At 65.9% G+C, this 11,317-nt stretch carries 11 protein-coding genes; 6 read left to right on the top strand and 5 right to left on the bottom strand.

Features of this window, described 5'->3' with window-relative positions; genetic code table 11:
* Positions 1–228 precede the first annotated feature (228 nt).
* Complete coding sequence (locus VGD20_RS04980; protein ID WP_331133389.1) at positions 229–1,341, top strand: ATP phosphoribosyltransferase regulatory subunit; 1,113 nt, start codon at positions 229–231, stop codon at positions 1,339–1,341.
* A gap of 79 nt (positions 1,342–1,420) precedes the next feature.
* Here the strand turns inward: VGD20_RS04980 and VGD20_RS04975 are convergent, their stop codons facing one another.
* Complete coding sequence (locus VGD20_RS04975) at positions 1,421–1,798, bottom strand: DOPA 4,5-dioxygenase family protein (RefSeq protein ID WP_331133388.1); 378 nt, start codon at positions 1,796–1,798, stop codon at positions 1,421–1,423.
* Positions 1,799–1,931: 133 nt separating this feature from the next.
* On the opposite strand from VGD20_RS04975, the gene VGD20_RS04970 reads away from it, so the two are divergent.
* Positions 1,932–3,221, top strand: a complete 1,290-nt coding sequence (locus VGD20_RS04970; RefSeq protein ID WP_331133387.1) for an adenylosuccinate synthase — start codon at positions 1,932–1,934, stop codon at positions 3,219–3,221.
* Here VGD20_RS04970 and VGD20_RS04965 read toward each other — a convergent pair.
* Positions 3,211–4,104, bottom strand: coding sequence for a haloalkane dehalogenase (locus tag VGD20_RS04965; RefSeq protein WP_331133386.1), 894 nt, complete (start codon positions 4,102–4,104; stop codon positions 3,211–3,213). The two genes, VGD20_RS04970 and VGD20_RS04965, sit on opposite strands and share 11 nt — an antisense overlap.
* A gap of 87 nt (positions 4,105–4,191) precedes the next feature.
* On the opposite strand from VGD20_RS04965, the gene VGD20_RS04960 reads away from it, so the two are divergent.
* Entirely contained in the window at positions 4,192–4,692 is a 501-nt protein-coding gene (locus VGD20_RS04960) for a L,D-transpeptidase family protein (RefSeq protein ID WP_331133385.1), read from the top strand.
* A gap of 9 nt (positions 4,693–4,701) precedes the next feature.
* Positions 4,702–5,292 carry an NADPH-dependent FMN reductase gene (locus tag VGD20_RS04955; protein ID WP_331133384.1) on the top strand — a complete coding sequence of 197 codons (591 nt, stop codon included), beginning with the start codon at positions 4,702–4,704 and terminating at the stop codon, positions 5,290–5,292.
* On the opposite strand, the gene VGD20_RS04950 is transcribed toward VGD20_RS04955, so the two are convergent.
* Positions 5,286–6,575 carry a spinster family MFS transporter gene (locus VGD20_RS04950; protein ID WP_414714543.1) on the bottom strand — a complete coding sequence of 430 codons (1,290 nt, stop codon included), beginning with the start codon at positions 6,573–6,575 and terminating at the stop codon, positions 5,286–5,288. The genes VGD20_RS04955 and VGD20_RS04950 overlap by 7 nt on opposite strands.
* Before the next feature lie 131 nt (positions 6,576–6,706).
* Between VGD20_RS04950 and VGD20_RS04945 the strand changes: the two genes are divergently transcribed.
* Entirely contained in the window at positions 6,707–8,287 is a 1,581-nt protein-coding gene (locus tag VGD20_RS04945; RefSeq protein WP_331133382.1) for an amidase, read from the top strand.
* A 21-nt stretch (positions 8,288–8,308) separates the two neighbouring features.
* Here VGD20_RS04945 and VGD20_RS04940 read toward each other — a convergent pair whose 3' ends face one another.
* Positions 8,309–8,788: a DUF2721 domain-containing protein gene (locus VGD20_RS04940; protein ID WP_331133381.1), complete on the bottom strand. Its 480-nt coding sequence runs from the start codon at positions 8,786–8,788 to the stop codon at positions 8,309–8,311.
* The gene (locus tag VGD20_RS04935; protein WP_331133380.1) at positions 8,785–9,999 is read right to left on the bottom strand and encodes an LL-diaminopimelate aminotransferase; all 1,215 of its coding nucleotides are present in this window, start codon (positions 9,997–9,999) and stop codon (positions 8,785–8,787) included. Before VGD20_RS04935 ends, VGD20_RS04940 begins: the two co-directional genes overlap by 4 nt.
* 116 nt (positions 10,000–10,115) lie before the next feature.
* Here VGD20_RS04935 and VGD20_RS04930 point away from each other — a divergent pair.
* Positions 10,116–11,317, top strand: a 1,202-nt coding sequence (locus tag VGD20_RS04930) for a class I poly(R)-hydroxyalkanoic acid synthase (protein WP_331133379.1), incomplete at its 3' end; no start/stop codon positions are given.

The following is an 11,317-nucleotide window of genomic DNA, read 5'->3' as shown; positions in this document are numbered from 1 at the left end:
GTTACGGCGGAGGGCGATCGGCAGCGGCTGGTTTGGCGTGGGGAGCGGACGTTGCGGCAAAACCACGCCCTCCCCTTCAGGGGAGGGCAGCGAGACTTGCGAGCTTGCTCGCTAGTCGCAGCGGGTGGGGGCCATCGGCCTTGAGCTACGCCGTGAGTCCCCACCCCAACCCCTCCCCTGAAGGGGAGGGGCTTTCGTATGTTCGTGCCACCGGCTAGGAGAGCCCCCATGACCAAGGCCCCTGCCCTGCTGCCCGAAGGCTTGCGCGACCGCCTCCCCCGACAGGCGGAGGCCGCGTCGCGCGTCACTCGCGCGCTCGTCGATGCGATGCGCGCGCATGGCTATGGCCGCGTGTCGCCGCCGCTCGCCGAGTTTCGCGAGACGCTCGGCGGCGAGGACGAGCGCTCGACGCGCGACCTGCTCCGCTTCACCGATCCGGTATCGCAGCGCACGCTCGCGCTCCGCCCCGACATCACGCGGCAGGTCGGGCGCATCGCGACCTCGCTGCTCGCCAAGGCACCGCGCCCCTTGCGCCTCTGCTACGCCGGGCAAGTCGTCAAACTGCGCGCCAGCCAGCTCCGACCGGCACGCGAGATGCTGCAGGTCGGCGCCGAGCTGATCGGCAGCGACAGCGTCGCCGCAGCGCGCGAGATCGTCATGGTCGCGATCGATGCGCTCGAGGCCGCCGGGATCGGCCCTGTCACGATCGATTTCATCCTGCCCGACGTCGTCGATCTGCTCACGACGGGCCCGCTTCCCGTCGATGCTGATATCCAGCAGCTACGCGACGAGCTCGACGCCAAGGATGCCGGCGCGCTGGCGCGGCTCGGCGCCGAAGCCTATCTGCCGCTGCTCCGTGCCACTGGTCCGTTCGATCAGGCGATTGCCGACCTTCGCGCCTTCGACAGGACCGGCGTTCTCACCGCGCGCATCGAAGCGCTCGAAGCCATCGCCGCGCCGATCCGCGACCGCGTCACGCTGACGCTCGACCCCACCGAGCGTCATGGCTTCGCCTATCAAAGCTGGTTCGGTTTCCAGATCTTCGTGCCCGGACAGGGCGACGCAGTCGGCCGGGGCGGCGGCTATTCGATCCCGGTCGGCGAGCAGGAAGAATCGGCTGTCGGCTTCTCGCTCTATCCCGACCCGTTGATCGATGCAGGCCTCGGCGCCGAGAACGATGCCGACCGCCGTATCTTCCTGCCACTTGGCCACGATCCCGCGCTCGCCGCCAGCCTGCGCGCCGACGACTGGCAGACCGTCGCGGCGCTGTCCGAAAGCGACGATGCGCGCGCGCTCGGCTGCGGGTTTATCCTCGGCCCGGATGGGCCGGTCGAGGCCTGATCTATGTGCACCCCGGCGAAAGCCGGGGCCTATAGCGACCTCATATGATGGGCCCCGGCTTTCGCCGGGGTGCACGTGCCTAAAAGTCCGATACGCCGAAGCGCGGGATTCCCTGATTGACTCCGGGCGGATCGAGCACGGTCACATCGAGGTCGACCGGCTCGCCGATCCAGTGCGCCAATGTCGTATGATCGGCCAGATCGTCGTCGGTCAGCGGATGCACCAGCGCGCGAAGCCCCGTCGGCTCGATCTTCGCAACGACCGCCGGAACCGCCGCACCCAGAAAATGCACCTCATATTGCGCGATCGGATGCGGCCCCGCGGGGCCGTCGGTCATGTCGCCGACGAACAGGATCGCCGCATCGCGACCTAACATGTCGCGCAATTCGGTGGCGGCGGTGCGTTCGGCGTCGTCGAAATAGATATGCGCATGATAGGGAGCATCGGGTTCGATCATTGCGGTCATCCTTCTTTCCGCCTCGCTACCCCGCCAGAAAGAGCGGCGCAACCGTGCCACTACCCTTGCCTCTCCGGTCAAATCCGCTAAGGCCGCGCCGGGTCAGAATGGCCCCGTACAGCAGGACAGCATCATGGCAAATGTTACCGTCATCGGGTCGCAATGGGGCGACGAGGGCAAGGGCAAGATCGTCGATTGGCTCGCCAGCCGCGCCGACGCCGTGGTCCGCTTCCAGGGCGGTCACAACGCCGGCCATACGCTCGTCGTCGGCGAGCAGGTCTACAAGCTGTCGCTGCTTCCGTCGGGCATCGTCACCGGCACGCTGTCGATCATCGGCAACGGCGTCGTGCTCGACCCGTGGGCGCTGCGCGACGAGATCACCAAGCTGCGCGGCCAGGGCGTCGCCATCAATCCCGAGAATTTCGCGATCGCCGACAATTGCGCGCTGATCCTGCCGTTCCACCGCGACCTCGACGCGCTGCGCGAGACCGCCGCGGGCGCCGGCAAGATCGGCACCACCGGCCGCGGTATCGGCCCCGCCTATGAGGACAAGGTCGGCCGCCGCGCGATCCGCGTCTGCGACCTTGCGCACCTCGACAAGCTCGAACCGCAGCTCGACCGCCTGACCGCGCATCACGACGCGCTGCGCGCGGGTTTCGGCGAACCGCCGATCGACCGCGAACGCCTGATCGCCGACCTCACCGAAATCGCCGACTATGTGCTCGAATATGCCCAGCCCGTTTGGAAGCGCCTGAAGAAGGTCCGCAAGGCCGGCGCGCGCATCCTGTTCGAGGGCGCGCAGGGTGTACTGCTCGACGTCGATCATGGCACCTATCCCTTCGTCACCAGCTCGAACACCGTCAGCGGCACCGCCGCGTCAGGCTCGGGCCTCGGCCCATCGGCCGTCGGCTTCGTGCTCGGCATCGCCAAGGCGTACACGACACGCGTTGGCAGCGGCCCTTTCCCGACCGAGCTCGAGGACGAAATCGGCCAGAAACTCGGCGAACGCGGGCATGAGTTCGGCACCGTCACCGGGCGCAAGCGCCGCTGCGGCTGGTTCGACGCGGTGCTCGTCCGCCAGAGCTGCGCCGTATCGGGCGTCACCGGCATCGCGCTCACCAAGCTCGACGTGCTCGACGGCTTCGATACGATCCGCATCTGCACCGGCTATCGCCTCCGCGGGAAGATCCTCGACTATTTCCCGGCGCATGCAGCGGACCAGGCCGAGGTCGAGCCGATCTACGAGGAAATGGACGGCTGGCACGAAACGACCGCCGGCGCGCGCAGCTATGCCGACCTGCCGGCACAGGCGATCAAATATGTCCAGCGCGTGCAGGAACTGATCGAAACCCCGATCGCGCTCGTGTCGACGAGCCCCGAGCGCGAGGACACGATCCTGATCCGCGATCCGTTCAGCGACTGACGCTGGCGGCGGCAACGTCGCGGATCGCCGCGACAAAGCCCGCCGGGTCGTCCTCCTGGATGAAGTGGCCGCCCGTCAGCGTGCGGTGCGTGACGCGCTGTGTTCCCGGGACACGTCCCGTGAACAGCGCATCGCCGCCGCGCGTGATCGGGTCGCCGTCGGAAAAACAGCAGAGGAACGGCTTGTCGAACGCCCCCAGCGCCGTCCACGCGCGTTTCTGGTCGGGAACCGCAACATTGTCGCCTAGCGGGACGAACGAGGGATAGACGCGCGCCGCGACCTTCGACGCACGCGTCGGAAAGGGCGCGTCATAGGCGGCGATCTCGGCGACGCTGAGTTCGCGCTTCGCCCCCGCCTTGACGATCTTGCCGATCGGGAAGACCGGGCTGTAGCGCGAGAAGGCGCGCCAGATCGCAAAGGCGCGCGGTGCCGGCTGGCCTTCGGGAAGGCCGCCGTTCGAGAGCGCGACCCCGGCAAAGCGTTCGGGCATTTCGGCGACGAGACGCAGGCCGATCAGTGAACCCCAGTCCTGACAGGCGAGGACGATGTTTTGCAGGTCGAGCGCCTCGATCCATTGCCGCATCCACGCGACCTGCGCCGCATAGCTATAAGCGTCGCGGTCCAGCGGCTTGTCCGAGCGGCCGAAGCCGATCAGGTCGGGCGCAACGACGCGGAAACCCGACGCCGTCGCCGGGCCGATCATATGACGCCAGAGATAGGACCAGGTCGGCTCGCCATGCAGCATCAGGACGGGCTGCGCGTCGGCTGCGCCCTCATCGACATAATGGACGCGAAGGCCGTCCGCTGTCTCAAGATATTTGGGCGCATAAGGCCAATCGGGCAGCCCTTCGAAGCGCGCGTCCGGCGTACGATAAATGGTCATGATGTCGATCCCCCCATCCCCACCTTAGCCCGCGGCGCAGCACTGGCAACCACTTGCCGGGCGCCCGCAAAGTCGTAGGGTCGCGCGATGCGTCTGACCGCCCTTCCAGCCTGCCTGCTCCTCGCCGCCTGCGGGGCCGCGAGTTCGCAGCCGTCGCTGCCCGCTGGCACGAAGGCGGACCGTCTGCTTGTCGACAAGAGCGAACGCGTGCTGATCGCTTACGCCGGAACCCGCGAGATCGTGCGCTACAGGAATATCCGCTTCGGCGACGCGCCGACGGGGCACAAGCAGTTCGAAGGCGACGAGCGCACCCCCGAGGGAACATACCGGATCAGCGGGCGCAATCCGAAGAGCGCCTATCATCTGTCGCTGCGCATCTCCTACCCCAACGCCGCGGACCGCGCCTTTGCCAAGGCGAGGGGGCGCTCGCCCGGCGGCGATATCTTCATCCACGGCCAGCCAAACGTGTGGCCCGGGCCGCCGATCGCGCGCGACTGGACCGACGGCTGTATCGCGCTGTCGAACGCCGAGATAAAGCAGCTATGGGATATTGTGCCCGACGGCACCCCGATCACCATCCGACCATAAGGAAGCCGTATGTCGCGCCATATTCTCGTATTTTACGGCAGCTATCGCCGCGACCGGCAGGGACTGAAGCTCGCGAACTGGCTCGTCAATGCGATCGGCGCGCGCGGCGACCGCGCCGAGTTGATCGACGCCAAGGTCGTGGACCTGCCGATGCTCGACCGCATGTACAAGGAATATCCCAAAGGCGAGGCACCGGCGGCGATGGAAGAACTCGCGGGCAAGCTCCGCGCCGCCGACGGCTTCCTGTTCGTCACCGGCGAATATAATTGGGGACCGCAGCCGGGGCTGAAGAACCTCACCGACCATTATCTCGAGGAATGGTTCTGGCGGCCCGCCGCGATCGCCTGTTACTCGGCGGGCTCCTTCGCCGGGGTGCGCGCGATGATGGGGTGGCGCGACATCCTGGGCGAGATGGGAATGGTGGTGATTTCGTCGATCCTGCCCGTCGCGCGCATCGGCAGGACCTTCGACGGCGAAGGCCAGCCCGTCGGCGACGAAGGTAAGCAGCTCGAACGGCTGTTCCCGCGCTTCGCCGACGACCTCAATTGGTGGATCGACGCGGCGAAGGCCCAGCGCGCGAAGGTCGATCCGCCTTACTGAACGGGCTTGAGTTCGCGGTTCAGCCGCAGGCTTGCGCGCCAGAAGAAGAAGGCGGGGATCAGGCCCAGCCACGCAGCGCCATAAAGGACGTAGCGCACGCTCTCTACCCCGACCGACGGCTTCAGCATCTCCGACGCGATCCCGAACAATAGCGGCCCAAGCCCGAGGCCGATCAGATTCTGGAGGAACAGCATCACCGCACTCGCCATCGCGCGCGCCTGCGGCCGGACGAGCCCATGGACGCAAGCGAAGGTCGGCCCGTAATAGGCGGCGTTGAGCACGGTCGGGATGAACAGCAGCGCAATCGCGACGTGCCATTCGTCGACCCAGTAGCCGACGAACAGGATCGGTGCGGCAATGGCCATGCCGACCGCGGGGGTGGTGAGCATGTGGCGCTTGTCGACCTTGCCGAAACGGTCGGCGAGATAACCGCCGAGCCACGTCCCGAAAATCCCCGCGATACCGAGCGCGACGCCGAGCAGCAGCCCGGTCTCGCCGGGGCTGAGGCCATGCGAGCGCTGGAACAGGATCAGCGCCCACACCCCCTTGCCATAACCGAGGAAGGCGGTGAACGACGAGGCGATCGCGATGTACAGGAAGGCGCGGGTGCCGAAGACTTCCTTGAGCGCGCCGCCGACACTGAATTCGGCCGCGGACGCGGCGGTATCGTCGGGCGCCTTGTGGCGCACCTCCTTGATCATCATCGGCAGGATGAGGGCGAGCAGGATGCCCGGAACGCCGACGACCATGAAGGCGACGCGCCAGCCCCATTGGTCGGCGATCAGGCCGCCGACGATCAGCCCGAGCAGGCTGCCGATCGGGATGCCGAGGCCGTAAAAAGCGATCGCCGACGCACGCTTCGCTGGCTCGACGCTGTCGGTGATCAGCGAATGCGCCGCGGGTGTGCACCCGGCCTCGCCCACCCCGACGCCGATCCGCGCGAGCAGCAATTGGGTAAAATTCTGCGCCATGCCGCAGAGCACGGTCATTCCCGACCAGATCGCGAGCGAGACCGAGATCAGCCCGATGCGGTTGGTGGAGGGCTTGTCCGCATAGCGCGCGATCGGAATGCCGAGGAAGGTGTAGAAAAGCGCGAAGGCGAGCCCGGTGAGCAATCCGATGTCGGCGTCCGAAAGCGACAGGTCGCGGGCGATCGGTTCGGCGAGGATGTTGACGATCTGGCGGTCGAGGAAGTTCAGGATGTAGACTGCAAGCAACACCCAGAGCATTCGCCGGACCGGCGTCGCCGCGCCTCCCGCCGGCGCCGTCGCGGCGGCCGCCATCGCGTCATTCTGGCTCATCTTTTTCTCCCGTGGCGCCATGGGAGCAGAGAGCCGCCCTTCCTGTCAACGCCATTGCGTCACGCCGAAATTCCCGGCTTGCAATTGCCGCTACGGCTGCCAGCCTGCACGCCATGCAAAAAATTTCGCTGCTCGCCTCCGCTGCCCTGCTCGCCTCCGCTCCCGCGATGGCGATGCCGCCACCGCTCCCCGAGGTCGAGGGCAAGGATGCCGCGACGCTGCGCGCCGAGATGGAAAGCGGTCAGATTTACGAAAGCCTGACGGGCCTCGTCTATCTCGACCGCATCGGAAAGATCGACGACTATGGGCCAAAGCTCGACGCCGTCATCGCGACCTTTTCCCAAACGGATATCAGCGCCGAAGGCAAGCGCCTCTATGACGAGCGCATGGCGGGCAAGGCGCGCGGACCGCTGCACGGCATCCCCGTGCTGCTCAAGGACAATATCGAGGCTGCGGGTCCGCTGGCCACGACGGCGGGCTCGCTGGCGCTGAAGGACAATGTCACGAACCGTGACGCGCCGCTGGTTGCGCGATTGCGCGATGCGGGCGCGATCATCCTCGGCAAGACCAACCTTAGCGAATGGGCAAACATCCGTTCGGACAATTCGACGAGCGGGTGGAGCGCGGTCGGCGGCCTCACCAAGAACCCCCATGCGCTCGATCGCAACAGCTGCGGCTCGTCGTCGGGAAGCGCTGCCGCGGTCGCGGCGAGCCTCGCGCCGATCGCGATCGGCACCGAAACCGACGGATCGATCACCTGCCCCGCCGGAGTCAACGGCATCGTTGGGTTCAAACCGAGCGTCGGGTTGGTCAGCCGCACCTTCATCGTCCCGATCAGCCATAGCCAGGACACGGCGGGACCGATGACGCTGACCGTCCGCGATGCCGCGGCGGTGATGACCGCGATCGCGGGCAGCGACGCTGCTGACCCGGCGACCGCGGAAGCCGACACGCGCAAGACCGACTATGTCGCAGCGCTGTCCCCCGATGCGCTGAAGGGTAAGCGCATCGGGGTGATGCGCGACCGCGTTGGCGATCGCGCCGATGTCGTCGCCCTGTTCGACGCCGCGGTGAAACAGATGGAGGGACTGGGCGCAACGGTGGTCGAGATCGCCGACAGCCGCAAAGGCACCGAAGGCCTCGGCGCCGCCGAGTTCGAGATATTGCTGACCGAACTCAAGGCGGGCATGGCAGCCTATCTCGGCGGCCTGCCGAATGCCGCGACACCCAAAACGCTGGCCGACCTGATCAGTTTCAACAGGGCCACGCCCGAAGAGCTCAAATGGTTCGACCAGGGGACGTTCGAACTGGCCGAGACAAAGGGCCGTCTCGACAGCCCGGCCTATCTCGTCGCGAGCGCGAAAGCCGCGCGGCTTGCGGGGCCGGAGGGTATCGACCGCTTGCTGGAAACGCATGACGTCGACCTGCTCGTCGGCGTCACCAACGGCCCCGCGTGGGTGAGCAACCTGGAAAAGGGCGACAGCTACAACAGCCCCGGCACGGGCCAGCTTCCCGCCGTCGCCGGCTATCCGCACCTGACCGTGCCGATGGGCGCGGTCGAGGGCCTGCCGATCGGTATCTCCTTTATCGGCGCGAAATGGCGCGACGCCGATGTGCTTGCGGCAGGCTATGCCTATGAGCAGGCAAGCCGGAAGCGCGTGGCGCCGACCTATCGGGCCAGCGTCACGCCCTGACCGGCCGCCGCACAGTGTCGATCAGCGCCGATCGCGCCGCCGCTTCCAGCCCATTTCCTCGAACTCGAGCAGCTCCATCGGCACATGGATCGCGCGCACCGCCAGCCGGACCTCGACGAGGAACAGGATCAGCGAGACGAGCAGCAGCAGCATCGCCACCGCAAAGGCCCACGATGCCGCGACGCCAAGGTTGATGCCGGTAAAAGCCTGCGTGAACAGCAGCGCGACGAGCAGGCATACGACGATACCGCACGCGACGGCGGAGAGGATCGAGTTGTTGATGATCCCCATCCTCCGGTCGGCGATACGCAGCTCGGCGACGATGCGCTCATGCTCCTGCCCCTCGGTCTCGGCCCAGCGCTCCATCAGGTTGCGCGAGCGGTCGACGACGCGCGCTAGCCGCCCCGCGATCACGTTGAGCAGGCTGCCGGTCGCCACCAGCAGGAACACCGGCGTGACCGACAGCTGGATCGTCTGCGCAATCGCGCCGGCGTCCATCATCCTCCGGCGGCAACCGATGGCGTGTTCACGCCGTGCATCTGGAGGAACTTGCGGATATTGCGCGCCGCCTGCCGGATGCGCTGCTCGTTCTCGACCATCGCGATGCGGACATAGCCTTCGCCATCCTCGCCATAACCGACGCCCGGCGCCACCGCGACCTTGGCATGGGTCAGCAACTGCTTCGAAAATTCTAGGCTGCCCATTTCCTTGAGCGCCGGGGGAAGCGGCGCCCATGCGAACATCGATGCCTTGGGGCTCGGAATATCCCAGCCCGCGCGGGCAAAGCTTTCGACCATCACATCGCGGCGCTTCTGGTACAGGTCGCGGTTTTTCTGGACGATATCCTGTGGGCCGTTGAGCGCCGCGCACGCTGCCGCCTGGATCGGCGTGAACGCGCCATAGTCGAGGTAGGATTTCACACGCGTCATCGCTGCGATCAGCCGCTTGTTGCCGACCGCAAAGCCCATGCGCCAGCCTGCCATCGAATAGGTTTTCGACATCGAGGTGAATTCGATCGCGACATCCTTCGCACCCGGCACCTGCAGAATCGAAGGCGTCGGATTGCCGTCGTAATAAAGTTCCGAATAGGCAAGGTCGCTGAGGACCCAGACCTTGTTCTCCTTCGCCCACGCGACGAGACGCTCGTAAAAGGCGAGGTCGACGGCTTCTGCCGTCGGGTTGGACGGGTAATTGACGACAAGGATCGACGGGCGCGGAACGGTGAACGCCATCGCGCGGTCAAGCGCGCGCCAGTAATTCTCGTCGGGCGTCGTCGGCACGCTGCGGATCGTCGCGCCCGCGATGATGAAACCGAAGGTGTGAATGGGATAGCTGGGATTCGGCGCGAGCACGACGTCGCCGGGACCGGTGATCGCGGTCGCAAGGCTCGCGAGCCCTTCCTTCGATCCCATCGTCACCACGACCTCGGTTTCGGGATCGAGGTCGACGTTGAAACGGCGACCGTAATAATTGGCCTGCGCGCGGCGAAGGCCCGGAATGCCCTTCGACTGCGAATAGCCGTGCGCATCGGGTTTCATCGCGACTTCGCACAGCTTTTCGATCACATGCGCGGGCGGCGGCAGGTCGGGGTTGCCCATCCCCAGGTCGATGATGTCCTCTCCCGCGGCGCGGGCGGCCGCACGCATCGCATTGACTTCAGCGATGACATAGGGCGGCAGGCGCTTGATGCGATAGAATTCATCTTCGGACATGGGAAACTAGAACAACTCCTTTGCGTTACTTGTTGAATTGACGCGCGCGGCAATCTCGCCAGCCGCATCGCGGCTTGTTATAGGCAATATATCCGCACTGACCAGCAGGAACGAGCATGAGCGAAACGGGCAAGAACGACACGATCGAAACGCCGAATCCCTTCATGCCATCGCCCGACGACATGCAGCATTGGGCCAGCGTGATCGGCCGCGCACAACAGATGATGCTCGAATATGCGCTGGGCCAGGCGAACGAGGGCAACGCCAGCGCCGCAGCACTGTTCGATCCCGCCAAATGGATAGACAATCCGGCGACGAAACTGTGGACCGAACAATCGTCGAAGATGTGGGACCAGGGCGTCGCCTTCTGGACTTCGCTCGCAACGCTGAACCCGATGGCTCCGGCCATTCCTGAGGCAGCAACGAAGGACCGGCGCTTCGCCGATCCCGACTGGACCGCCAATCCGGTGTTCGCGATGATCCGCCAGACCTATGGCCTGCTCGCCGAGCAGATGCTCGCGACGACACGCCAGCTCGACGGCCCCGATCCCGCGGCGCGCGCCAAGATGGAGTTCGCCGCAAAAGCGATGGCCGACGCGATGGCGCCGACCAACCTCGCGCTCACCAATCCCGAGGTCATCAAGCGCGCGGTCGAAACACGCGGCGAAAGCCTGCTCAAGGGTCTGAAGCATATGCTGACCGACCTGTCGCGCGGGCAACTCTCCCACGTCGATCCCGACGCCTTCGAGGTCGGGGTCAATATCGCGACCACCCCGGGCAAGGTGATCCACGAGACCGATCTCTATCAGTTGATCCACTATGCGCCGACGACGAAGGATGTCTTCGCCGTCCCGCTCGTCATCTTCCCGCCGTGGATCAACCGCTTCTATATTCTCGATCTCAACCCCGCGAAAAGCTTCGTCGCCTGGGCGGTCGAGCAGGGGCTCAGCGTGTTCATGGTGTCGTGGAAATCGGCCGACGCGTCGATGAGCGAGATCGTGTGGGACGATTATATCGCGGCGCAGGTCGACGCGATCGACACGGTGCGCGAGACGCTCGACGTCCCCGCGGTCCACACGATCGGCTATTGCGTCGCGGGCACCACGCTCGCCGCGACGCTCGCGATGCTGTCGGCGCGCGGCGAGGCCGACAAGGTAAAGTCGGTGACCTTCTTCACCGCACAGGTCGATTTCGAACATGCCGGCGACCTCAAGATGTTCGTCGACGACAGCTATCTGGCGCTGCTCCAGCAATTGTCGGCGCCAGGGTTCCTCGACGGGCGCTATATGGCCGCGACCTTCAACAGCTTGCGCGGGCG

Source organism: Sphingopyxis sp., from assembly GCF_036402335.1.
Lineage (GTDB): Bacteria > Pseudomonadota > Alphaproteobacteria > Sphingomonadales > Sphingomonadaceae > Sphingopyxis.
Note: the sequence above shows the minus strand (reverse complement) of the source record. Positions and strands in the feature narration are given on the sequence as shown.

What these genes read in the sequence shown, in the direction of transcription:
- VGD20_RS04980 (WP_331133389.1), top strand. Translation starts at nt 229, where the DNA reads ATGACCAAGGCCCCTGCCCTGCTGCCCGAAGGCTTGCGCGACCGCCTC.
- VGD20_RS04975 (WP_331133388.1), bottom strand. Translation starts at nt 1,798, where the DNA reads ATGATCGAACCCGATGCTCCCTATCATGCGCATATCTATTTCGACGAC.
- VGD20_RS04970 (WP_331133387.1), top strand. Translation starts at nt 1,932, where the DNA reads ATGGCAAATGTTACCGTCATCGGGTCGCAATGGGGCGACGAGGGCAAG.
- VGD20_RS04965 (WP_331133386.1), bottom strand. Translation starts at nt 4,104, where the DNA reads ATGACCATTTATCGTACGCCGGACGCGCGCTTCGAAGGGCTGCCCGAT.
- VGD20_RS04960 (WP_331133385.1), top strand. Translation starts at nt 4,192, where the DNA reads ATGCGTCTGACCGCCCTTCCAGCCTGCCTGCTCCTCGCCGCCTGCGGG.
- VGD20_RS04955 (WP_331133384.1), top strand. Translation starts at nt 4,702, where the DNA reads ATGTCGCGCCATATTCTCGTATTTTACGGCAGCTATCGCCGCGACCGG.
- VGD20_RS04950 (WP_414714543.1), bottom strand. Translation starts at nt 6,575, where the DNA reads ATGGCGGCCGCCGCGACGGCGCCGGCGGGAGGCGCGGCGACGCCGGTC.
- VGD20_RS04945 (WP_331133382.1), top strand. Translation starts at nt 6,707, where the DNA reads ATGCAAAAAATTTCGCTGCTCGCCTCCGCTGCCCTGCTCGCCTCCGCT.
- VGD20_RS04940 (WP_331133381.1), bottom strand. Translation starts at nt 8,788, where the DNA reads ATGATGGACGCCGGCGCGATTGCGCAGACGATCCAGCTGTCGGTCACG.
- VGD20_RS04935 (WP_331133380.1), bottom strand. Translation starts at nt 9,999, where the DNA reads ATGTCCGAAGATGAATTCTATCGCATCAAGCGCCTGCCGCCCTATGTC.